Annotated in this window: 21 protein-coding genes and 1 pseudogene; 5 read left to right on the top strand and 17 right to left on the bottom strand. The window is 61.9% G+C overall.

Features of this window, described 5'->3' with window-relative positions:
• Positions 1-2: 2 nt before the first annotated feature.
• The 12 genes and pseudogenes from kdpF to J7302_RS03720 form a co-directional block, all read right to left on the bottom strand.
• Positions 3-92: a K(+)-transporting ATPase subunit F gene (gene kdpF / locus J7302_RS03775; RefSeq protein WP_215370479.1), complete on the bottom strand. Its 90-nt coding sequence runs from the start codon at positions 90-92 to the stop codon at positions 3-5.
• Between the two features lie 447 nt (positions 93-539).
• On the bottom strand, positions 540-1,622 hold the full coding sequence (locus tag J7302_RS03770) for an AI-2E family transporter (protein WP_215370476.1): 1,083 nt from the start codon (positions 1,620-1,622) through the stop codon (positions 540-542).
• A 109-nt stretch (positions 1,623-1,731) separates the two neighbouring features.
• The gene (locus tag J7302_RS03765; protein WP_215370472.1) at positions 1,732-2,535 is read right to left on the bottom strand and encodes a DUF4892 domain-containing protein; all 804 of its coding nucleotides are present in this window, start codon (positions 2,533-2,535) and stop codon (positions 1,732-1,734) included.
• An 8-nt stretch (positions 2,536-2,543) separates the two neighbouring features.
• Positions 2,544-3,206 (bottom strand): glutathione S-transferase family protein, encoded by a 663-nt coding sequence (locus tag J7302_RS03760; RefSeq protein WP_215370469.1) that lies wholly within the window; start codon positions 3,204-3,206, stop codon positions 2,544-2,546.
• Positions 3,207-3,258: 52 nt separating this feature from the next.
• Complete coding sequence (locus tag J7302_RS03755) at positions 3,259-4,122, bottom strand: alpha/beta fold hydrolase (protein ID WP_215370466.1); 864 nt, start codon at positions 4,120-4,122, stop codon at positions 3,259-3,261.
• Entirely contained in the window at positions 4,119-4,931 is an 813-nt protein-coding gene (locus tag J7302_RS03750; protein WP_215370462.1) for an alpha/beta fold hydrolase, read from the bottom strand. The genes J7302_RS03755 and J7302_RS03750 overlap by 4 nt, the downstream gene beginning before the upstream one ends.
• Before the next feature lie 205 nt (positions 4,932-5,136).
• Positions 5,137-5,304 (bottom strand): annotated as a pseudogene (locus J7302_RS03745) (AraC family ligand binding domain-containing protein); the annotation flags it as partial.
• 387 nt (positions 5,305-5,691) lie between these two features.
• On the bottom strand, positions 5,692-6,135 hold the full coding sequence (locus J7302_RS03740) for a hotdog fold thioesterase (RefSeq protein WP_215370456.1): 444 nt from the start codon (positions 6,133-6,135) through the stop codon (positions 5,692-5,694).
• A 50-nt stretch (positions 6,136-6,185) separates the two neighbouring features.
• A complete protein-coding gene (locus tag J7302_RS03735) occupies positions 6,186-7,853 on the bottom strand; it encodes an AMP-binding protein (RefSeq protein ID WP_215370453.1) in 1,668 nt (555 codons plus the stop codon).
• A 104-nt stretch (positions 7,854-7,957) separates the two neighbouring features.
• Entirely contained in the window at positions 7,958-8,422 is a 465-nt protein-coding gene (gene sixA, locus J7302_RS03730) for a phosphohistidine phosphatase SixA (RefSeq protein WP_215370450.1), read from the bottom strand.
• Positions 8,419-8,766 (bottom strand): DUF4389 domain-containing protein, encoded by a 348-nt coding sequence (locus J7302_RS03725; RefSeq protein WP_215370447.1) that lies wholly within the window; start codon positions 8,764-8,766, stop codon positions 8,419-8,421. Before J7302_RS03725 ends, sixA begins: the two co-directional genes overlap by 4 nt.
• A gap of 34 nt (positions 8,767-8,800) precedes the next feature.
• Entirely contained in the window at positions 8,801-9,823 is a 1,023-nt protein-coding gene (locus tag J7302_RS03720) for an NAD(P)H-dependent glycerol-3-phosphate dehydrogenase (RefSeq protein ID WP_215370444.1), read from the bottom strand.
• A 401-nt stretch (positions 9,824-10,224) separates the two neighbouring features.
• On the opposite strand from J7302_RS03720, the gene J7302_RS03715 reads away from it, so the two are divergent.
• The 3 genes from J7302_RS03715 to fabB all read left to right on the top strand — a co-directional run bounded on the left by J7302_RS03715 (position 10,225) and on the right by fabB (position 14,130).
• Complete coding sequence (locus J7302_RS03715) at positions 10,225-12,129, top strand: ATP-binding protein (protein WP_215370815.1); 1,905 nt, start codon at positions 10,225-10,227, stop codon at positions 12,127-12,129.
• 256 nt (positions 12,130-12,385) lie between these two features.
• Positions 12,386-12,901, top strand: a complete 516-nt coding sequence (gene fabA, locus J7302_RS03710) for a 3-hydroxyacyl-[acyl-carrier-protein] dehydratase FabA (RefSeq protein WP_215370440.1) — start codon at positions 12,386-12,388, stop codon at positions 12,899-12,901.
• 11 nt (positions 12,902-12,912) lie between these two features.
• The gene (gene fabB / locus J7302_RS03705) at positions 12,913-14,130 is read left to right on the top strand and encodes a beta-ketoacyl-ACP synthase I (protein WP_215370437.1); all 1,218 of its coding nucleotides are present in this window, start codon (positions 12,913-12,915) and stop codon (positions 14,128-14,130) included.
• A 201-nt stretch (positions 14,131-14,331) separates the two neighbouring features.
• Here fabB and mddA read toward each other — a convergent pair whose 3' ends face one another.
• The 5 genes from mddA to J7302_RS03680 form a co-directional block, all read right to left on the bottom strand.
• Positions 14,332-15,105 (bottom strand): methanethiol S-methyltransferase, encoded by a 774-nt coding sequence (gene mddA / locus J7302_RS03700; protein WP_215370434.1) that lies wholly within the window; start codon positions 15,103-15,105, stop codon positions 14,332-14,334.
• A gap of 94 nt (positions 15,106-15,199) precedes the next feature.
• A complete protein-coding gene (locus tag J7302_RS03695) occupies positions 15,200-18,028 on the bottom strand; it encodes a PAS domain S-box protein (RefSeq protein WP_215370431.1) in 2,829 nt (942 codons plus the stop codon).
• A gap of 214 nt (positions 18,029-18,242) precedes the next feature.
• On the bottom strand, positions 18,243-18,971 hold the full coding sequence (locus J7302_RS03690; RefSeq protein ID WP_215370428.1) for a response regulator: 729 nt from the start codon (positions 18,969-18,971) through the stop codon (positions 18,243-18,245).
• Between the two features lie 79 nt (positions 18,972-19,050).
• Positions 19,051-19,515 (bottom strand): DUF3859 domain-containing protein, encoded by a 465-nt coding sequence (locus tag J7302_RS03685; RefSeq protein ID WP_215370425.1) that lies wholly within the window; start codon positions 19,513-19,515, stop codon positions 19,051-19,053.
• Between the two features lie 63 nt (positions 19,516-19,578).
• Positions 19,579-20,598 (bottom strand): amidohydrolase family protein, encoded by a 1,020-nt coding sequence (locus J7302_RS03680; protein WP_215370422.1) that lies wholly within the window; start codon positions 20,596-20,598, stop codon positions 19,579-19,581.
• A gap of 152 nt (positions 20,599-20,750) precedes the next feature.
• On the opposite strand from J7302_RS03680, the gene J7302_RS03675 reads away from it, so the two are divergent.
• A complete protein-coding gene (locus J7302_RS03675) occupies positions 20,751-21,170 on the top strand; it encodes an OsmC family protein (protein WP_215370419.1) in 420 nt (139 codons plus the stop codon).
• Positions 21,171-21,240: 70 nt separating this feature from the next.
• Positions 21,241-22,104: a pirin family protein gene (locus J7302_RS03670; protein ID WP_215370811.1), complete on the top strand. Its 864-nt coding sequence runs from the start codon at positions 21,241-21,243 to the stop codon at positions 22,102-22,104.
• The last annotated feature ends 16 nt before the right edge of the window (positions 22,105-22,120 follow it).

The raw sequence follows: 22,120 nt of genomic DNA, 5'->3' as shown, positions 1-22,120 counted from the left end.
TCCTAGCCGCGCTCGGCGCGCAGCAGCGCCACCAGCAAATAGATGAAAAGCCCCGTGGCGAGAACCAGGGACGCCCCGTCGAGAATGCTCATTGCTTCTGCTCCTTGATGCGGTCTGGGCCGCTGTGGAGCCATTGTCGGAAAGGGGTGCGTAAAGGAACGAGACCCACGGGGGGCGTGGGGCATAAAGAATGCGTAAAGAAGTGGGCCTGGTGGCCCAGGTAGAGGGAGCTCTCCGTGCCCTGGCGGGCCATGTGATATCCGACCTCGCCCCTCTGGAGCGGGGCCGGGGGTGAGGGGCGCAAGCCGCACAAGCTTTGTACCAACACCGATACAAAGCCGACATGGTCCCGAGCCCCGCACAAGCGAGCCCTCGCGCCGATAGCTGTCCGGCTACAGTATGGAGGACGTCTCCTGCAAGCAAACCGATGCAGCACCACCATCAGCAACGAGCAACGTCATGGACAGCAGCTAGCGACGCGGCTCAAGCGGTGGTAACAGCCAATTGAATCTGTCGACCCGAAAGCCCCCGGCCATTGTTCAGGAAGGCCGGGGCTCTTCCTCGATGCTGGCCTGCTCCGGAAGTTTCGGCACAGGTTGATCTATCCAGTCGGAAATCAGGCTATAGGCCACAGCCAGCAGGGTTGGGCCGAGGAACAGGCCCATGAAGCCGAACGCCAGAATGCCCCCGAACACACCAAGCAGCACCACCACCAGCGGCAGGTTACCGCCACGGCTGATCAGATAGGGCTTGAGCACGTTGTCCACGCCGCTGATGACGAACATGCCCCAGATACCCAGGAACACCGCATAGCCATAATCGCCATGCCACACCAGCCACGCCGTCGCCGGCACCCAGACCAGGGGTGGCCCCATGGGAATCAGGCTGAAGGCGAACGTGACGATGCCGAGCACCAGCGCCCCTGGAATTCCAGCAATCCAGAAGCCGATCAGCGCCAGCAGCGCTTGGGCGGCAGCAGTGCCTATCACACCATTCACAACACGCTGCACAGTGCCTGCGACGAGTTCCAGATAGTGCTCGGCGCGATCACCGATCAATCGCTCCAGGGCTCGCTCTGCAAACATCGCCATGCGCGGGCCATCGCGATAGAAGAAGAACACCAGCACCAGGCTCAGCACCAACTCCACCAAGCCACCGCCAACCTGGGCACTGCGCGCTAGGAGCCAGTTCCCCGCCTCGCCCATATAGGGTTTCAGGCCGGCGAAGAACGCGCCGCCTTGGGCATCGACGGTCTGCCACAGACGAACTAGTCGCTCGCCCACCAATGGAATCTGCCGCAGCCAGTCCGGCGCAGCGGGTAGTCCTTGCAGCTGCACGCTCTTGACCAGTTCGGTCGCATCGCGAATGTGCTCGGCCAGATTGGATACGAGCCATGCCAGCGGCAGAGCCACCAGCAGGACCCACCCAGCGGTGAGCAGCGCTGCAGCCATGGACTCGCGACCATTCAGCAGGCCGCTCAGCACGCGCATCAACGGCCAACTGGCGAACGCCAACACGCCAGCCCAGAACAATGCTGACCAGAAGGGTGCAAGAACCCAAAGGCTGGCACCGAGTAAGCCAAGCAGAAGTATCTGCACGAGCAGCCGATCGTTATTGAGCATCCCTGTAGTACTCCGGCGAACAGAAAAGGTAACGCGAGCCAACGCATCGGAAACGGCCGGCAAGCACAAGCATAGAGCCAGATAGTGGTGGCGGTTTGAAGACCAGCGCTCAGCGTAGGAGGTTCAGTCGCAGGCCGGGCTCGACGCCCTCCCCCAACTCCAGGCGTGAAGCACGGACACCCTGGCTTACCAGCGCCACGCGCCAGGCACCGGCGCCCTCGCCCACAAGGCTGACGCGCAAGGTGCTGTCGAGATTGAGGCAGCGTGCCAGCAGCGTAGCCCAGGCCTCAGAGGGCTCGGCCGGCAGACGTGCCAGGCGCAGGATACCGCTGCTCTTGAGTTCACGCATCAAGGTATCAGGGGTCGGCAGTAACTCGCCCAGAGGCTTTGCCGCGTCCAGTTGCTCGGCATGCAGGTAGCCACGACGGTTGCCACGGGTGACGCTGTAGATCGCCAGCACGCTGTCCTGCTGAGGCTCAGCCAGGCGCAGCAGCAGATAAGCCTGCTGCTCGTCCGGTCCGTAGAGTTTCGAGTTGCCAAAGATGGCATTGGCCCAGAGGTTGCTGGAGCCGCAGTCTCGGCCCTGGCACCAGTAGAGCAGCTCAGCGCCGCCTGCCAACAGGTCCTTGCGCGCACGGTCGAATGCCTCGGTGGAACTGTGGTCGCTGGGCAAGCGATAGGTCACGGCCGTCTGCCGCCCCTCGACTTCGATCTTGCGCTCCATGCGCAACTGGTTGCTGATCCGGCGGATGGACGCCTGCGGATAGGTGCGCTCCTGATCAGGTACATCACGAAAATCGACGATCTCAGCATGGGGGAAGCGCGGAAGTGCCGCGAGGTCGTGGCTGTCAGGCAGGTCGGCAGCCTGAGCAGCGACCGCCAGCAACACACCGGCAAGGATCATCAGACGCATGCGCATCCTTAGCGAATCAACATGGATTGAGCAGTTTGGACCATCTTGTCGGTGTTTTCCTGGCGCTTTGGAACCGCCAGTCCCCGCTGCACGGCTGGCCGCGCTTCGATTGCGGCGAGCCAGCGCTGTAGATGCGCGAGCCCGTCGACCGGCACGCCGGCCCAATCATGGATGCGTACCCAGGGAAAGGTGGCGATGTCGGCAATGCTGTAGTCGCCGGCCAGGAACTCGGCTTCACCCAGCCGCCCATCGAGCACCTCGTAGAGGCGCCGCGTCTCGTGCTGGTAGCGGTCGATGGCGGGCTGGATCTTCTCCGGGAAATAGCGGAAGAAGGCGTTGGCCTGGCCTTGCATCGGCCCGATCCCACCCATCTGGAACATCAGCCACTGGATGACCCGCGAGCGCCCTTTGACGTCCGTGGGCATGAGCTGACCGGTCTTCTCGGCAAGGTAGATCAGGATGGCGCCGGACTCGAACACGGCGAAGTCGTCGTTGTCCCGATCGACGATGGCCGGAATACGGCCATTGGGGTTGATCCGCAGGAACCCGGGGCGCTTCTGCTCCTTCTTGTCGAAGGACAGTGCATGAGCCCGGTAGGCCAACCCCAGTTCCTCCAGGGCAATCGAAACCTTGTGACCGTTGGGGGTAGCGGCGGTGTAGAGGTCGATCATGCCGATTCTCCTTGATCGAAAGCCGCCAGCGTCCCCAGTTGGTCAGCGCAAGTCAAGGAGCAGCGAAGAAGGGATTGAAACAGTCTGCTACCGCCTGGGCTCCGGCTTCATCGTCGAGGTGCAGGTGGTGTTTGCCCGGCAACCTGCGCACATCCAGGGGCAGACCATCCAACAACTCTACGAACTTCGGCTCGGTCTGCAGCAGCCCATGCTCAGCCAGCACCAGCAGGGCTGGACACTTCAGGCTGCGGGCGAAGGCCAGGGCGTGGGCGCGAGTCAAGCGCAGCGGAGAGGGCAGTGTCAGGCGGCTGTCGGTGCGCCAGGTATAGCCTCCTGCGACCGGCATCAGCCCGCGTTGGGCCAGTAGCTCCGCAGCCTCGCGACTGACGGCCCCAACCCCTTTCATGCGCGCTTCGACAGCACGATCGATCGCGGCATAAACCGGCTTGCGCTTGGCGGCCAGGGCTAGCTGCGCCAGTAGCGCCTCGCCAAGCTTGGTGGGCGCCTGGTCAGCTTCGCCGGTGTAAGGCATCAGGCCATCGATCAGGGCCAGCCGGCTTACCCGGTCCGGCATGGCGCCCGCCAGCATCACCGAGACGATCGCCCCCATGGAGTGGCCAAGCAGAGCAAAACGGTCCCATCCCAGTTGCTCGGCCACCAGCAGAACGTCAAGGGCATAGTCCCAGAGCAGGTAGCCGGCGCCGGGCGCCCGGTGAGCCGAATGGCCGTGACCGGCGAAATCCAGGGCGACGATGCGCAGCCCCGGTAGGCGCGGGGCCAGGCGAGCAAAGCTGGCTGCATTGTCGAGCCAGCCATGCAGGGCGATAACCGGCTGGCCATCTTCAGGTCCGTAGAGATGTGCAGCCAGTTCGATATGCGGAAGGTTGAGGCGAATCTCTTCGACGTGGGCGCTCATGCGATCACCTGTTCGCCTTCATGGCGTTCGTTCCAACGATTGAAGACCGATCTCAGCAGGTCGGCCGTTTCCTTGGGTCGCTCCAGGGGGAACATATGGCCGCCCGGCACCGACAGGTATTCCCCTTTGGGTACCCGCTTCACGAGCCGTGCATGGTGCGGCAGCACCACGCGGCTGTGGCGCCCACGCACCAACGCCAGCGGCACTTCGAGCTGCTGCGGCCGCCCAGGCGTACTGTGCGGCACGCTGCGGTAGATACTGATTTCGGTCGCCGGGTCGAACTTCAGTCGCAAGGCGCTACCACCTTGGGCCAGGCCGTGGCGGACATAGGCGTCCAGACACTCCGGGTCGAAGCGGCGGAACAAGGCCTTGCCGGCGAAATAGTCACGCGCCTCGCTGAAGTCGGCGAACTCTTCCCGTCGTCCAAGGGTACGACCCGCAGGAGTGATCCGGTCGATGAAGCCAAAGCGCTTGGCCGCCCGAATGACAATGCGGTCGGCCAGGGTCAGCACCGGCGAGTCGAGCATCACCACGCCTCGATAAAGGTCTGGACGGCGCAGGGCGGCGTGGTAATGCAGCACGCCGCCGAGGGAGTGGCCCAAGCCCCAAACGGGCTCGTCAATTACTTCCAGATGGTGAATCAGTTCGTCGACCAGGTTTTCCCAGTTGTCGTTGACCGGGAAACGCGGGTCGTGGCCATGCTGATCCAGGTGCTCGACACGGAAGTCCGGTGCCAGAGCAGCGAATAGCTTGCCGTAGGTCGCCGAGGGAAACCCGTTGGCATGAGCGAAAAAGATTGATTGCGACATCGTAATGCCAGCTCTTCAGGAGATGCCGGAATTCTCCGGCAGGCCCACGAGTTCGGCAATGACCGTAACCGCCAGTGATGATGGCGCTAATGCCAAACTCCGGGTGCCCGCAGCCGGGTGACGATGGCCAGCGCGACCAGCAGGAATACCAGGCCGCAGCACCGACCTAGTCAGCCTAAGAGCTCCCTGGCGACCAACACCGAGCATCCGCCTGGCACTTCTCGCCCTGGTGCAGATAGCGCTGCCGACCATGCACCAACAGTCCCAGGTGGTATTCCAGATGGAAGTGCCGGGGGCAACGGAAGCTGTGGTGCTCGGCGTCGATCAGGCGGACGCCGGGCAAGCTGCTTAGGATGTGACTGATCTGTTCCATGGACGCCACTCTACTCCGTAGCGAAGGCAGCATCTTGGACAAAATTGCAGGGTTGGGGACGTGGGGCTGGGCTTTGAAAGGGTGAACTCATTGGCTATGCCTGCGTTGGCTGTTACTAGGAATCAATGGCCGGGCCGAGAGCCTTGCAGGAGCGGGGGAACGCCGAGTTCCTGCTCGCGAACCGGACCCTTTCGCGAGCAAGCTCGCGCCTACAAGAAATGCCGCCACTTGCAACACTCGATGCACACAGAGCCAACTCATTCGCCAAGCAGACCGCAGGCCTGCCCTTGGGCGTCCTAGCAGCCTCCCGAGCTCTCACACCCCAGCCCCTCTCCCGGAGGGAGAACGGGCGGTGTTTCACCTGGACCTTCCTGCTTCGCTCCCCTGTCAGCCCCTCGGTGGCTCAGCATCAAGCGGCACGATGGCCATGGTCAGGCGGGATATGCAGCTGGGTTTGCCATCTTCGCCGCGGAGGCGGATATCCCAGACATGGGTGGTACGGCCCAGGTGAACCGGTCGCGCCACAGCGGTGACACGTCCACTGCGCAATCCGCGCAGGTGGTTGGCATTCACCTCCAGGCCAACGCAGTAGAAGCGACTGGTATCGATGCACAGGTAGCTGGCGGTGGAACCCAAGGTCTCCGCGAGCACGACCGAGGCACCGCCATGCAGAAGGCCGTACGGTTGATGGGTGCGACTGTCGACCACCATGCTGGCCGTGAGGGACTCATCATCGAAGGCTTCGAAGCGAATATCCAGTTGCTCGCCGATGGTGTTGCTCAGGGTTTCGTTGAGGTGCTTCAGATCAGGCTGTCGTTTCCACAAGCACATATTCGCTCCTTGTCGTGATGCCGGAGGGGGATACTCCTGGCGTGCTGGACTCATTCGTGCCAAAGCACTGTCTCGCCGCGCTCGATCCATTCGGGGAAACGCTTGCCGTAGGCATCTTCCACCTGATTGCGCTTGATCTTCAGCGTCGGAGTGAGGAAACCGTTGTCCACGGCCCAGATTTCCTTGACCAGCACTAGCCCCTGCAAGCGCTCGTGCTTGTCGAGCACGCCATTGACCTCCTCGAGCAGCTCCCGAAGGCTGAGTTCCAGTTCAGGACGAGCACTATTGGCAGCCTCCTGGCGCCCCACCTCAGACAGCACGCAAAGCGCCATGGGTTGCGGTAAACCATCGCCGACGACGCACACCTGTTCGATGCGCGGATGCACCGCCAGGCGATTCTCGATGGGGGCCGGCGCGACATACTTGCCCTTGCTGGTCTTGAAGATTTCCTTGATGCGCCCGGTCAGCCGCAGGTTGCCCTCGGCGTCCTGTTCGCCTTTATCACCGGTGCGCAGGTAGCCGTCGACGGTCAGGGTCTCGGCAGTCTTGGCCGGGTCCTTGTAGTAACCCTGCATGGTGGCACCACTGTGTACCAGCACCTCGCCCTCCTCGCTGATGCGCACGTCGACACCTGGGCTGTTCTGGCCGATCCAGCCGGGTTTCTGCTTCCCGGCACGGCAGACGTGGGAGTAGCCGCAGTTCTCGGTCATGCCGTAGACCTCCAGCACGTCGAGGCCCAGGCGCTTGTACCAGTCGAGCAGCGCCTCGGGAACTGGAGCGGCGCCGCACAATGCAATGCGCACGGCATCGAGGCCAAGGCCCGCCAGCACCTTGCGCCCGACCATGCGTCCGATGATGGGCAACCTGAGCAGGCGATCGAGCTTCTGCGCCGGCATCTTCGCGTAGACCCCCATCTGGAACTTGGTCCAGATCCGCGGCACGCCGAAGATCGCCGTAGGCCGGGCCCGGCGCAGGTCCTCGAGGAAGGTTTCCAGGCTTTCGGCGAAGAACACCGTCTGTCCGGCATAGATGGATGCCATCTCGACGAACATGCGCTCGGCCACATGGCATAGCGGCAGGTAGGAGAGCAGCCGATCATCCTCGCTGGTACTGAAAAGCTCCACGCCGTGGCTGGCGGCAAAGGCCAGGTTGCTGAAGTTGTGCATTACGCCCTTCGGCGTGCCAGTGGTCCCGGAGGTGTAGATGATGGTGGCGAGCTGGTCGGGCTGACCCTTGGGGTCATCGCGGATCGGCGGAGTAGCCTGCAGGTCCTTCCAGTGGTAGTTGAACTCGCTTTTCGGGTGGATCGGCAACGCCACGACGGGTACGCCGGCCGGCACACCGTCGGCCATGGACGGCCAATCGTCCAGCTTGCCGACGAACGCCAGGACAGATTCGGAGTGTTCCAGCACCTGGCGCACCGAATCGGCAGTCAGATTGGGGTAGAGCGGAACGGAAACGTGACCGGCCATCCAGATTGCCAGGTCGGCGATGATCCAGTGAGCACAGTTCTTGGAAATGATCGCGATGCGGCTGCTCTGGGGCAGGTCGCGTCCGCGCAACCAACTGGCGGCGCGTCTTGCCTGGTCCCCTACTTCAGCCCAGGTCAGCTCTTCGAGCCGACCTCCCTCCATGGGCTGGACCAGGTAGCGTTTGTTCGGATGACGAGCTTCACGCTCAAAGAACTTCTCAAGCGGCAAACGGACTGCATCAGCCACAGGGCCTCCTCCTTTATTCTTTTTGTGGGGACAACCAAGCACTTGCTTGGCTGACTATTCCACGCGTCTGGAGGTGGCGCAAGTTAAGAAATGTTGCATGCCCGTCAGTGATGACGGACGTGATGCACCGCACGCAAGGACATCAGGCCAGGCACCAGCAGATCGCCTTCCAGCTCCGCCAGGCTGGCCGTGCTCATGGGTAACGGTTCCTGGCGGTGGCCATTGATGAGCAGCCCGGCAAGCTCACTGACGAAGGGATTATGAGTAACCAACAGCAGGTCCCCTTCGCTTCGTTCAGCAAGGAAATTCAAGGCTTCGCGCGGGTCGCTATCGGGCGTGAGCCAAGGCGCGGTACCAACCGCGCCCCTGAATCCCAACGCCTCGCGAACCAGCTCGGCAGTCTGCTGCGCCCGCACATACGGGCTGGCAAGGATCGCGTCCAGATGCCTGCCAGCCAGCTGCGCTGCTGCGTGGAGCACATCCTTACGACCATGCCGCGTCAGCTCCCTCTCGGCATCGGTGGACGCATGAGCCTCCGCCTCGCCGTGGCGCAATAGCCAAAGCCTCACAGCTTCGGCTCTTCGTCGCGAACGGGATGGGCCGCTGCCGGTACCTGATATGCAGCCTCTCCTTGCGGAGCCTGGGCTTCGGGCCAATCGGCAAAGGGCCAGGGCTTTTCTTCACTGTTGAAGGTGCCGAAGCGACCGATCTGCGCCAGGTACTGACTGAGGCTGTCGCCGAAAGCCAGCAAGCTGGCGCTAGGTGCTCCGTAGAACACGCGGTAGCCGAGTTGCAGCAGCACTACAGCGCCGAGAACGATTTCGGCAAGCTGCCAGACGACGACGAAAATGAGCATCCAGACGATGCGCAGCAGGATCGATTCACGCTGCAGGTCGTCACGTTCTTCACTCATGGGGATTCTCCTTGTCCGGGTATGCGGTTCGTATTCAGAAGCCAGTGGTTGGAATGAAGTCTACGTCGGTCTTGGGCTCGCCGCGCATCAGTACTTCGATCACCTGGGCCAGCGTGCGCCCTTCGAAGAGGATCGCATGCAAACCTGCGACCAACGGCATGTACACCTGCAATTCCTCTGAGCGGGTCTTGAGCACCTTGAGGGTATTCACCCCTTCGGCAACTTCACCGAGGCGCGCCACCGCATCCTCCAGGCTGAGCCCCTCTCCCAGGGCAAAACCGACCTGGTAGTTGCGGCTCTTGGGCGAAGAGCAGGTGACGATCAGATCGCCGACGCCGGCCAGACCCAGGAAGGTCATGGGGTTTGCGCCGAGTTTGACGGCAAAACGAGTCATCTCCGCCAGGGCACGGGTAATCAGCATGCTTTTGGTGTTCTCGCCCATGTCAAGGGCAGCTGCCATCCCAGCAATGATCGCGTAGACGTTCTTCAGGGCACCGCCCAGTTCGACCCCAAAGCGGTCCTGGCTCGCATAAACGCGGAATGTGCGGCCGTGGAGAGCGTGCTGGACGCGCGTGCAGAGTTCGGCATCCTCACTGGCGACTACGGTCGCGGTCAGCGCATGGTCGGCGACTTCCTTGGCCAGGTTGGGGCCGGAGATCACACCGATGCGCGCAGCTGGCGCAATTTCTTCGAGAATCTGGCTCATCAGCTTGAAGCTCTGTGCCTCGATTCCCTTGGTGGTGCTGACAAGGAGCTTGCCGGCCAGGAGACCGGCCACCGGCTCCAGTACCTTGCGCAGCGCGCCGGACGGGATCGCGACAAAGACCAACTCGCACGCCTGGAGCACGGTGGACAGATCGGTATCAGGCTCAACCCCCGGGTGAATCTTCACACCCCTCAGGTAGCGCGGATTCTCACGCTGGGTGCGGATCGCCTCGGCCTGTTCAGGGTCGCGCATCCACTGGCGCACGCGCTGGCCATTCTCGGCCATCAGGTTGGCAATGGCAGTGCCGAAGCTGCCGCCACCGAGCACCGCAATGGGTTGCTGTTCAGTCATAACGGGTCCATGTAGAGCCATCGAAGTGGCGGTTGCGCGCATTATACGGAGGCACCGCCTGCCGGGCAGCCTCTATCTCGCCCGTTGCCGCTGGCAAAGCAGCGCGCCTCGGTTAAGATGTCGTCAAGTTTTGACAGGCCCGATCCGGCAAGGTGCCACCTCCTGGATGCACCAAAACGGAACCAACGTCCGGCACAATCCTGATACTGTCGAAAATCCCCAGTACCGGGGACATAACAAGGCTAGAGTTCCAGCATAGACCTGCCTTCTCCACGGACGACGTTGTGATGAGGCCTAAGGATGAAGTGCCGATGCTATCCCCTGACCCAGCCGCCCGAATCGCCACCGGCGACCAGACCGTTCTGCAAGCCCCCGATCTGCGTGACGACAGGGCTCGGTCAATGACCTTTAGGCATCACTGGGACATCCACACCCGCACCCAGCTGATCAGCCTTGGGCCGGCACTCCTGCTCACCCTGCTACTCACTGGTTTCTTCACCTTCGCTCGCCTGCAGGACCTGCGCCAGGAGCTCAACCATACCGGTCAATTGATCGCCAACCAGTTGGCGCCGGCAGCAGAGTATGGGGTGGTATCCGGCAAGCTGGAGGTATTGGAAAACCTCCTGCACGCCAGCCTCGGCACACCCCATGTCCGTTTCCTCGAAATCCGCGACCGGGCGGACAACATTCTGGTCTACCTCGAGCAAGCCGCCAGACTGGAACAAAGCAGCCCGCAGGTGGAAGTATTTCATGCGCCCATCTTTCGCCAGCAGGTATCGACGGGCAGCCCGGCGGTGCCGGCTGAAGTCCGTGGTCGCAACGACAAGGGCTACCTCGGCCGGGTCGTGGTCGGTATGTCCAACGATGCCTTCAGCAATCGCCAGCAGGAGATCCTCCTCAAGGCTACGGTCCTGGCATTCGCTGCGCTCTTCCTGACGTTCCTGCTGGCCCGCCGCCTGGCCACCCGGTTATCACAACCGATCATCGACATGGGCGGGGCAGTCAAGGCCATTCAGGCCGGCAACTACAACACTAGCCTGCCGGTAGTGGACGAAAGCGAGTTGGGCATTCTGGCTCGCCACATCAACGACCTTGCCAGCGGCCTCGACAAGGCCAGCGCCGAGCAGCAACAAGCCATGAGCCAGCTGATCAAGGCGCGGGAGGAAGCGGAGAGCGCCAACCGGGCCAAGTCGGACTTCCTCGCAATGATGAGCCACGAACTGCGTACACCGATGAATGGCGTACTTGGAATGCTGCAGTTGCTGGAAACCACTGAAATGAACGAGGAGCAGGCGGAATATACAGCGCTCGCTACCGAATCCACCGAACACCTGCTCAAGGTCATCAACGACATCCTCGATTTCTCTCGCATAGAGCGTGGAGCCCTCGAACTCGAACGGATTCCCTTCAACCTGCTCGAACTGATCCTCGGCTCGGTGCAGGTGTTCCAGCACAGTGCACAGCAACGCGGCCTCGCCCTATGCCTGGACACCCAGGACGGGCTGGAAGGCGTGGAGGTTCAGGGTGACCCTACGCGTATCAGGCAAATCCTGGTCAATCTGGTGGGTAACGCGCTCAAGTTCACCGAAGATGGCAGCATCCGCGTAGAAACACGCTGGCAGGCGCTGGATAGCGAAGTACTCTGGCTCACTTGCGCCGTCCACGACAGCGGCATCGGTATCTCGCCGGAACGGCTCGAACATATGTTCAATGCCTTCCAACAGGCGGACAACTCGATTTCCCGGCGCTACGGCGGCACCGGCCTGGGCCTGCCCATCGCCCGGACCCTGGCCGAGCGCATGGGCGGCACACTGCGCGCGGAGAGCCACGAGGGCACCGGTTCGGTCTTTACCCTGGAAATTCCCCTGCCCTTCCGTCGGCAAATCGGACCGGTCGCCTATAGTCGGATCCAGAACACAGCTGAAGCCAATGGCCTGACCGTATTGCTGGTGGAGGACAACCCGGTCAACCAGACGGTGATCGAAGCCATGCTGCGCAGCCTCGGCTTCCAGGTCAGCCTGGTGGGCGATGGCGCCCAGGCCGTGCACTCCGCTTCGCGTAACCAATACTCCGCGATTCTCATGGATTGCCGACTGCCGGTGCTGGACGGTTATGAGGCCACCCGGCAGATTCGTCGGATGAATGGCTGCTCAGCGATACCGATTATTGCCCTCACCGCCAATGCCCTGCAGGGCGACCGTGAGGCTTGCCTTGCGGCCGGCATGAACGACTACCTCGCCAAGCCCTTCAAGCGTGCCGACCTGCATCGAGTCATGCAGCGTTGGCTGCAAAATCCGCCAAGCTGACGAGCGAGTGCCGTTTCCAGACATTCGGAGAGTGGCCAGGAGTGTTAAAGTGCAGCACGCTTGGCAAGCGGGATGCCTTTGGCACGCCCCTTGCGACCGTTTAAACCCATTGGGTGAACGACTGTTCTCTTCACCCTGTGACTTTCACTACAACGCAATAGTCTATGACTAGTCTGTCGACGGTCGCCCTGTGCGTGATCGGCAGCAGGATGAAATGCCAAGCCCTGTACCACACGGGGACCATTGAGGAGCTCGCATGACCAAACAAAACGCCTATTCCCGGGAAGACCTGCTGCGCTGCAGTCGCGGCGAGCTGTTCGGCCCAGGTAATGCGCAACTGCCCGCCCCCAACATGCTGATGATCGATCGCATCGTTCATATCAGCGAAACCGGCGGAAAGTACGGCAAAGGTGAAATCGTCGCAGAGCTCGACATCAACCCCGACCTGTGGTTCTTCGCCTGCCACTTCGAAGGCGACCCGGTCATGCCCGGCTGCCTCGGCCTCGATGCAATGTGGCAGCTGGTTGGTTTCTTCCTCGGCTGGCAGGGCAACCCCGGCCGTGGTCGTGCGCTGGGCTCTGGCGAAGTCAAGTTCTTCGGCCAGATCTTGCCGTCCGCGAAAAAGATCACCTACAACATTCACATCAAGCGCACTATTAACCGATCGCTGATCCTCGGCATTGCCGACGGCACCGTCAGCGTCGATGGCCGCGAGATTTACAGCGCCGAAGGCCTGCGCGTCGGCCTCTTCACCTCTACCGACAGCTTCTGAAGGACATCCGCATGCGTCGCGTCGTGATTACCGGTCTGGGCATCGTCTCCTGCCTGGGCAATGACAAAGCCACCGTCTCCGCCAACCTGCGCGCTGGCCGTGCCGGTATCCGCTACAACCCCTCGTACGCCGAAATGGGCCTGCGCAGCCAGGTTTCCGGCTCGGTAGACCTGAACCTTGAAGAGCTGATCGACCGCAAGATCTTCCGCTTCATGGGTGATGCCGCTGCCTATGCCTACCTGTCCATGCAGCAGGCCATCGAGGATGCCGGCCTGACCGCCGAGCAAATCTCCAACCCGCGCGTGGGCCTGATTGCAGGTTCCGGCGGTGCCTCCACTGTCAACCAGATGGAAGCCATCGACACCCTGCGCGAGAAAGGCGTCAAGCGCATCGGCCCATACCGCGTTACCCGCACCATGGGCAGCACTGTTTCCGCGTGCCTGGCCACCCCCTTCCAGATCAAGGGCGTGAATTTCTCTATTTCCTCGGCTTGCGCAACCAGTGCGCACTGCATCGGCCAGGCTATGGAGCAGATCCAGCTGGGCAAGCAGGACATGGTCTTTGCCGGTGGTGGCGAAGAAGAGCATTGGAGCCAGAGCTGCCTGTTCGACGCCATGGGCGCGCTATCGACCCAGTACAACGACACCCCCGAGAAGGCCTCCCGCGCCTACGACGCCAAGCGTGACGGTTTTGTCATCGCCGGTGGCGGCGGCATGGTCGTCGTAGAGGAGCTTGAGCACGCCCTCAAGCGTGGCGCCAAGATTTACGCTGAAATCGTCGGCTACGGCGCGACCTCCGACGGCTACGACATGGTTGCCCCGAGCGGCGAAGGCGCAATCCGCTGCATGCAGCAGGCACTGTCCACCGTCGACACGCCGATCGATTACCTGAACACCCACGGCACTTCGACTCCTGTGGGCGACGTAGCGGAAATCCGCGGCGTACGCGCGGTGTTCGGTGACAAGGCGCCGGCCATCAGCTCCACCAAGAGCCTGTCCGGCCACTCCCTGGGCGCTGCCGGCGTACAGGAAGCGATCTACTGCCTGCTGATGATGGAAGGCAACTTCATGGCTGGCTCGGCCAATATCGACGAGCTGGACCCGGAAGTAGCCGACATGCCGATCCTGCGCGAGACCCGTGAAAACGCCAAGGTCGACACCGTCATGTCCAACAGCTTCGGCTTCGGCGGCACCAACGCCACCCTCGTCCTGAAGCGCTTCAAGGGCTGATCCAGTCCTGCAGTTGACGAAAAAGCCCGTATCGTTCGATACGGGCTTTTTCGTTTGCGGGCACTCCGTGCGCCAGGCCGAACCTCCACCCGGAAATGTTAGGCTTCACCTTCGGCTCAGCGCGAACCAGCACCCCATAGCAGCGACATCCCAGACAAGACAAGGGCGCCATCAGGCGCCCTTTCTACGTCAGGTCGACGTTCAGGCCGCTTCACGCTCGCGTTCTACCTTGCTACGGCGACCAAAGCGTGGCAGCAGCATGGGCACCTGCCGACGATAATCCGCATATTCCGGGTGTGCCCGCATCAAGTCCCGCTCCTCCAGCTGGATCGCAGCAAGGATATAAATGCTGGTCATCACGGCGAACAGCAGGTGCGTAGCGGTCATTGTCGGCGTTGCCCAGAAGCACAGGAACCAGCCCAGATACAGCGGGTGGCGAACCAGCTTGTAGGCCCCCGGCGTCTTGAACTGCAGCGAGGTATAGGGTTTGCCCAGCAGGTTGAGCCAGACCTGGCGCAAGCCGAACAGATCGAAGTGGTTGATCAGCAGCGTGCTGTAAAACACCAGCGCCCAGCCGAACGCGAAGGTAGCGCCCAACACCAGGCGACCCGAACGGTTCTCGATGGTCCAGATCTCGCCCCCCAGTGGTTGCCAGAAGCTATACAGCATCAGCAAGGCCAGGCTGGAGAACAGCACATAAGTACTGCGCTCGGCTTCCGGCGGAATCCATTTAGTCCACCAGGCCTTGAAGGCTGGCCGGGCCATGAGGCTGTGCTGTACCGCGAAAATCCCCAGCAGGAGGGCATCAATCCCCAACGCGGCCCAGAACGGCAGCCGTGGCTCCCCGTCCAGCGTACGCGGGGCGAAGGGCAGATTGGCGATGAAGCCGATGGAATATACGAAGGTAGCGAAGAAAATCAGGTAACTGATCACGCCATAAAGAAAGATCGAACTGCGCTTGAAATAGTCGAACATGATGCGCTCCTGCCTGGGTTGCTGGTCGACGGCCAATGGCTGGCGTCGAACTCAGCTTCACCCCGGCCTGTATCAAGCCGATGGCTGATCGCACTCAATTTGTTTCCGTTTTGTATCCCTCCCTCGGGGTGCCCAACGATGCCTGCAACAAACGATGCAAGCGTTGCTGATCCAACGGTTTGGTCAGCAGAGCCCTGACTCCCTGCTGCTGCACCTCACTCTCCACCAGGGCATCGCTGAAACCCGTATAGATCACGATTGGCAAGTCGGACCTGGAGGCGAGCAAGCGCCGCGCCAGCTGCATACCACTGAGCCGCGGCATACTCTGGTCGAGGATGACGAAATCCCATCCGTAGGGCTCTGCACAGAGCTGCTGGCTGGCCTGCTCGGCATCACAGAAGATCGTCGGTTCCAGCCCCCAACCCTCCAGCAGTTCGCCCATGAACTCAGCAACCTCATCATCATCGTCGACCACTGCCACCCGGCCTGAGAGCGACGAGCGCAGCGGCGCACGATACAGGCCAGACTCCTCGGCCGGACTTGCCGCAACACAACCCTCGCGATGAGGCGGCAAGAGGATGCGGAAGGTTGCGCCCTGCCCAGGCGGGCTATCCAGGTGAATGTGGCCACCGTATTCATGGACAATGCCATGCACCATCGACAGCCCCATGCCACTGCCCTGACCGCTGGCTTTGGTGGAAAAGAACGGTTCGAATATCTGTGCTCTCAGCGCCGGCTCGATACCCGGGCCGCTGTCGCTCACGGTCAACGTGACAAAAGCCCCGTTGATGGGTTGCTGGCAAGAGGCGCAGACCGTTTCCAGATGCTCCTGTCCTAGACTGACGCGTAAATAGCCAACGCTACCCATGGCATCCCGTGCGTTGATACACAGGTTCATCAGCACCTGCTCTAGTTGCACGGGGTCGACCAGGACGCTGGGCAGATCGTGATCCAACCGGGTGTGCAGCTCTACGGTGGCGGGCAACGTCGACTCCACCAGCCGGATGAAGTCGCCGAGCAGGCGATCCAGCGCCACTTCCTGCGGCTTGCCGCGACTTCCGCGACTGAAGGTGAGCATCTGCTGGATGAGGTCACGCGCCTTCTCCGCCGAGCGCTGTACGCGCGCCAGGTACTTACCCAGGCGCTCGTCGTACTGCTGTTCGGCCAGCTCCCGGGCCATGACGGTATACCCCAGCATGCTGGTCAGCAGGTTGTTGAAGTCATGGGCAATCCCGCCGGTCAGATGGCCGATGGCCTCCATGCGCTGCGCCTGGCGCAGCTGCTGCTCTAGCCGTACCCGCTCCTCCTCGGCCCGCTGGCGCTCGGTTATGTCACGCAAATAGCAGATGAAACGAGGCCCCTCGTCACCTGGCACCTGCGTCAGCGCCAGTTCCGCGAGGAACTCTTCACCGTCCGAGCGCTGCGCCACCACCTCCATCCGTTTGCCGAGGAAGGCACCGTGGCCGGTCTCCAGGTAATGTTCGAAACCCCGTTCATAGGCTTCACGAAATCGTGGCGGGATAATCAGCTTGAGCAAGGGATGCCCCAGCACCTGAGCATGGCTCAACCCGAAACACTGCTCGGCAGCCGGATTGAAGGCCAGCACACGGCCCGCCTCATCCATGCTGATGAAGCAATCCAGGGCGGTGTTGGTGATCGCCCGGTACTGGAGTTCACTGGCACGCAGGGCCTGTTCGGCCTCCTTGCGCTGGGTAATTTCACGGGTGATGGCGAGGATGCGGTCGATCCCGCCAATGGTTACACGCTTGAGCAGCACCTCGTCCCAATGCAGGCTGCCATCGCGGTTGCGCCGATGCCATTCGAAGCGCTGGACCTCACCGGCCGCTGCCCGCGCAAGATGACCCGCCGCCTCCTTGCCGGTATAAGGCGAGTAGCCGGCACTGAAGGCATCCATGTCCAGCTTCAGCATCTCGTCGTAGCTGTAGCCGTAGGCCCGACAAGCCTTGGGATTGACGTCCACCAAGGCACCAGTCCCGATGTCATGGACGAAGATCGCATCTTCCGACGTTTCGAAAATCGCCCGGTAACTCGCCTCGGCCTCCAGACGCTCGATCTCGGCAGCAGCCCTTACGGAGAAGATGCGCAAAACCGACTCCGCCCGGTCACGGTCGCTCATCGGACCACAGCGCCCGGCCGCGATCAGGCCAAGTGGGCGGCCATCGCTGGCGAAAAGCGGATAGCCCGCGTAGCTGTCCACTCCGAACTCGGCAAACACCGAATCGCTCGGATAAATCTGCTGCAGGTCACGAGGAATGAAGTGGAAGCTTCCACCGAACACCTCGGCGCAGGGCGTCCCGACCAGCTCATAAGTGGCATTGCTGTGCAGTTTGCCTCCGTAATAAAGCGCAAGAGTCGTCAGGCAATGCGGACCGACATCGCTAATGCGGCTGACGAAGGCGAAGTCGGCCTGCAGGGAGCGCACCATGTAACGCGCGATGGCTTCGAAAACTTCATTGCCGGTAGCAGCGGAGACCCCGAGAGCCACGAAGCGCAACACCTCCTCCAGGCTCTTGCGCGAGCTGATGTCCGTGGAAATGCCGCAGACGGCTGTTACCCGGCCTCCGCTGTCGAACAGCGGAAACTTGGTCGACAGATAGGTGCGAACGCCACCGCCAAGGGGCACCTGCTCCTCGAACTCCAGCTCATGCCCGAGTTGTGCCACGCGCAGGTCGTTGGCACGCAGGACGTCGGCCATCTCCTTGGGGAAGAAGTCGTGGTCGGTACGGCCGATCACCCGATCCGAATTGACCTTGAACAGCTGCTCGAAGGCACGGTTGACCAATCGCAGGCGACCATCCAGGTCCTTCACATAGATCACTGCGCTGCTGTTGTCGACAATCTGCCGGAGTTGGTGCTCTTCAGCGCTCACGGCGACAAAACTGCTGGTCAGGCTCTGGCTCACCTGGCGACCCTCCGGGCTGGGTGGACAGCCTGAGTATAGAGACAGCCCGTGCCGGCCCGGCAGGGCCCAGGACGTATTGAAACAATTGAAACAATGCGTTGCGGTGGCGGGCCTGCGGTAACCACAGGGGGCTGGCGTCACTCGGCTTCGGCCCCACCAAGTGATGGCTCCCATCGCACTCGACCTTGCACAGATTGCTCTATTGAGAGCCGCGCTATGCAACACCGCCCGGAACGAACATGTAGCCGACGCCACGCACGGTACGAATGATCTGTGGCTTGTCCGGATCCTGTTCGAGCTTGCGCCGCAACCGCGCGATGCGGATATCGATGGACCGGTCGAAGGGGCTCCAATCACGATGCTGGGTGAGATTGAGCAGCTGATCGCGAGAGAGTGGCCGATTGGGACGCTGGGCGAAGGCCTGCAGCAGATCGAATTCCATCGCTGTCAGGGGGATTTCCTGGCCTGCCGCATCGAACAGCTGGCGACTTTGCAGGTCCAGCCGGCATTGCCCCAGACGCAAGCAATCGGCCCCTGGCTCGCTTCGCGGGACGTCCACGGTCGCCGCTGGCCGACGGTACCGACGCAGGACGGTCTTGACCCGCGCCAGTAGCTCCCGAGGGTCAAAGGGCTTGGCCAGGTAATCATCGGCGCCCACTTCCAGGCCGATGATGCGGTCCAGCGAACTGCCAGCACCGGACACCATGATCACCGGGAGGTCGTGATGCTCGCGCAGGTAACGCGCTAGGCTCAGGCCGTCCTCCCCTGGCAGGCCGACGTCCAGCAACACCAGATCAGGCAACGCCTCGGCCAGGCGCGCCCGCAACTGCTCGCTGTCCGCCACAGCGCAGACCTGGTATCCCAGTCCACCAAGGTAGTCGAGCAATAGTTCGCGAATCTCGGCGTCGTCATCCACCACCAGGATGCTGGTTTGTTCGGCCATGGGGCCCGCCTTTCGCTATTTTCAATCCTTCGGACTATAGCTCGTGGGTGCCCCGGCAGCCCCGCAACTCATCGGCGATTCAGTTCACGTGAAAGCGTTGCTCGGCCAGCAGGCGATCACCCTGAAAGACCATGAAGCGCCATTCGCCGGGTGCCACTTCGTGAGTTTCGGTGAATTCGAAGGCCATGACGTCCAGCGGTACACCAGGCACCAGTTTCTGGACCACTTCGAACTTGTCATGACGCTTGCCGTCCGGGGTAGTGACTCCAGGAGTGAGATACAGCAGGGTCAGCGGCGTATCGTTTTCGCGTTTGCCCGAGAGGGAGTAGCGCATGCCGAACTTGGTTCCCAGTTTGGCCGGCACCTGGTCAGTAGCGAGGATATTCTGGTCACTGCGGGTCAGTACGCGCTCACCGGGTTGGTGATCCTTGTACTGGGTTTCGAAGATGCCGAACTCGATCGGGCCTTCGAGGCGCACGTCGGCAGTGGCAACACTGGAAACCAGGCCCAGTGCGATCAGCGTGCTCAGTCGGGAGAGAGTCATGTCGCGCTCCTTGTTTGCGGTGGCGCGAGGCTATGACATGGGCATGACAGGCTGATTACAGCTTCAAGGCGCTACGCCAGCGCCTTTGCGCGGCAGTACTGCGAGGAAGTTGTCACGAGCGACTTTCTTCGCCACGTCGTCTGACAGGGCGTCCAGGAACGGGCGAAAAGATGCCAGGTACTTGCCCAGGTCGTCGAAGCGGCCCACCACGTCGGAGCCGAGCATGAAGCGGTCTGGATGTTTCTCGACCAGCGCCAGCCACTTCGGGTCCGGAATGCCCTTGGCGTCGAGCAGATAGGGTCGCAGCACCGTCCAGGAAAGATCGATGTAGAGATTCGGGTAGTCGTGCAGCATCCGGGTCAAGGTCGGAAGCAGAAAGTCCAGTTTTTCCTGGTGCCGATGGATCTCCATGCTGGTACCGGCATGGGCCCAGATAAAGCGCACATGGGGGTGATTACGTAGCGCTTCCTCGATTTCGCCCAGGTACAAGGGGTTCTTCTCACGTTTGGAAGTGATGTTGGCATGCAGCATCACCGGCAGATCATACTCGGCAGCCAAGTGGTAGATGCGTGTCATCGCCTCGTTGTTGGCGCGTGGCGTTTCACCGTAGGTCAGCGCGGTGAGATCGTCGTGGCGGGTAAATACCTCGCCCAGGCCCTGCCAAAGCCCCGGGTCCAGTTCCAGCATCTGGCGGATGTGGGCATCTGCATTCTTGTCGTTGGGGTTGAAGCCGGTCAGGAAAGGGTGGAAGCGCTGACGCTGCTCGGCGGGTAGTGCTTTCACCGCAGCGGCGACGAACACATCGGTTGCGCTGAACCAGTAAGCCCCCGCATCATCACCGGCATAGTAGCGAGGACGCTTGGGCTCATCCTCGTGCCATTTCTTCGCCACCGGGATGCCCGAAATCATCACATGGTCGATGCCGCCAGCATCCATCTCCTTGACCAGCCGCTGCATGCCTTCGCTTTCCTGGAAGAAATCCACGTAGTGCAGGTGCGCGTCGCTGTAGCGGTAGTCTCTCGCCTGGCATTGCAAGGCAGTCAGGGCAAGCAACGCGACAAGGCATGAACGGGCATTTGGCAAGGTCAATCCTCCTGACGTCTCGGGGACTATAGACCGGCGCGCCTTGATCGGGGTTCAGCCGGCCGTTCCCGGGCTGGCTACGGGTGCCAGCAAGCCCACATTCGTCTAGCCTTGCGGGACTTGTTTCCCGCTACCGGCCAGGAGGCCCTTCCATGATCATCACCCTGAACAGCGAATCCGACAGCGGTTATCGCCAACGCATCGAACTGGAAGGCCAGGTACCGCTGTTCACCGATCTGCCAGAAGACCTGGGCGGAGAGGGCTCCGCCCCTGAACCCCACGACTATTTCGACGTTGCCCTGGGCAGCTGCAAGGCGCTCACCGTCACCTATTACGCACGAAAGAACAACATTCCACTGACGGGAATCGGCGTAGAGGTCACCCGCGATGACAGCGAAGAGCGCAAAGGGAACTACCGCCTGAACGTCAAACTCACTTTGCGCGGGCCGCTGAACGATGAGCAGCGCGCGACCCTGCTGCGCATTGCCGACAAGTGCCCAGTCCATAAACTGATGACACAAGTGGAGGTAACCATCGAGACTCGTCTGGCCGAAGAAGATTTCGGTCAATGACGGTAATTTGGCGCCACGCTCCCGATCATCCAGCTTCATGGCATTCGTCCGCAGGAGAAGCGACATGACCATCTCTGCCCCCCTGAACATCCGACCGCGCGCCGAAGAGGTGGCCGGACAGCCTATCCTGCGCCCACTGCCGTCGGCACAGTGCCGCAGCGTCGGGCCCTTCGTCTTCTTCGATCACATGCTGCCGAGCGCCTATGAGCCTGGTCGAGGCCTGGACGTTCGCCAGCACCCGCATATCGGGCTATCGACCCTCACCTACCTGTTCGAGGGCGAGTTGCAGCACAAGGACAGCCTGGGATCGGACCAGCGGGTAAAGCCCGGAGACGTCAGCTGGATGACTGCCGGTAGCGGCGTCGCCCACGTCGAACGCACGCCGGCAGATCTGGTAAGCAGCGGTTCTCGCATTCACGGCCTGCAAGTCTGGCTGGCCCTGCCTCGCGAGCTCGAGAGCTGCGCACCGAGCTACAGCCATCACCCGGCCAGCGCCCTGCCGGAACAGGAGTCCCTTGGCGTACGCATCCGGATGATTGCAGGCACGGGCTTCTGCCTGACCTCGCCGGTGCCCGTGCTCTCCCCTACTCTCTACGTCGATCTGCAACTGGAGGCTGGCGCCACCCTAGCCATCCCCTGCGAGCACCCGCAGCGTGCGCTCTATCTGCTCGACGGTGAGGCGCTGCTGGACGACCAGCCGCTCGAACCAAACTCCCTCGTAGTACTGCCTGAAGGAGTTGAGTTCGTACTGAGTGCTTGCGGCGCCTGCCGCTTGGCGATGATTGGCGGGGAACCGCTGGACGGCCCCAGGCGGATGAACTGGAACTTCGTCGCCAGCACCCCGGAGTTGATCGAGCAGGCGCGCAGCCGCTGGGCAGCCGGCGATTGGCCGAAAGTCCCAGGCGAGTCTACCCGCATCGAGCTGCCAGACTAGTGCCGAAGCCGTGCCG

The sequence above is a fragment of the Metapseudomonas boanensis genome, from assembly GCF_018704125.1.
In the GTDB taxonomy this organism is placed as follows: Bacteria; Pseudomonadota; Gammaproteobacteria; order Pseudomonadales; family Pseudomonadaceae; genus Metapseudomonas; species Metapseudomonas boanensis.
This window is presented reverse-complemented; position numbering and strand designations above follow the sequence as displayed.

Bases quoted from the DNA above. Each gene is read 5' to 3' on its own strand.
- J7302_RS03760 (WP_215370469.1), bottom strand. From the start codon at position 3,206: ATGATCGACCTCTACACCGCCGCTACCCCCAACGGTCACAAGGTTTCG.
- J7302_RS03740 (WP_215370456.1), bottom strand. From the start codon at position 6,135: ATGTGCTTGTGGAAACGACAGCCTGATCTGAAGCACCTCAACGAAACC.
- J7302_RS03720 (WP_215370444.1), bottom strand. From the start codon at position 9,823: ATGACTGAACAGCAACCCATTGCGGTGCTCGGTGGCGGCAGCTTCGGC.
- J7302_RS03770 (WP_215370476.1), bottom strand. From the start codon at position 1,622: ATGCTCAATAACGATCGGCTGCTCGTGCAGATACTTCTGCTTGGCTTA.
- mddA (WP_215370434.1), bottom strand. From the start codon at position 15,105: ATGTTCGACTATTTCAAGCGCAGTTCGATCTTTCTTTATGGCGTGATC.
- J7302_RS03715 (WP_215370815.1), top strand. From the start codon at position 10,225: ATGACCTTTAGGCATCACTGGGACATCCACACCCGCACCCAGCTGATC.
- J7302_RS03690 (WP_215370428.1), bottom strand. From the start codon at position 18,971: ATGGCCGAACAAACCAGCATCCTGGTGGTGGATGACGACGCCGAGATT.
- kdpF (WP_215370479.1), bottom strand. From the start codon at position 92: ATGAGCATTCTCGACGGGGCGTCCCTGGTTCTCGCCACGGGGCTTTTC.
- J7302_RS03725 (WP_215370447.1), bottom strand. From the start codon at position 8,766: ATGAGTGAAGAACGTGACGACCTGCAGCGTGAATCGATCCTGCTGCGC.
- J7302_RS03750 (WP_215370462.1), bottom strand. From the start codon at position 4,931: ATGTCGCAATCAATCTTTTTCGCTCATGCCAACGGGTTTCCCTCGGCG.
- J7302_RS03755 (WP_215370466.1), bottom strand. From the start codon at position 4,122: ATGAGCGCCCACGTCGAAGAGATTCGCCTCAACCTTCCGCATATCGAA.
- fabB (WP_215370437.1), top strand. From the start codon at position 12,913: ATGCGTCGCGTCGTGATTACCGGTCTGGGCATCGTCTCCTGCCTGGGC.
- J7302_RS03675 (WP_215370419.1), top strand. From the start codon at position 20,751: ATGATCATCACCCTGAACAGCGAATCCGACAGCGGTTATCGCCAACGC.
- J7302_RS03765 (WP_215370472.1), bottom strand. From the start codon at position 2,535: ATGCGTCTGATGATCCTTGCCGGTGTGTTGCTGGCGGTCGCTGCTCAG.
- fabA (WP_215370440.1), top strand. From the start codon at position 12,386: ATGACCAAACAAAACGCCTATTCCCGGGAAGACCTGCTGCGCTGCAGT.
- J7302_RS03685 (WP_215370425.1), bottom strand. From the start codon at position 19,515: ATGACTCTCTCCCGACTGAGCACGCTGATCGCACTGGGCCTGGTTTCC.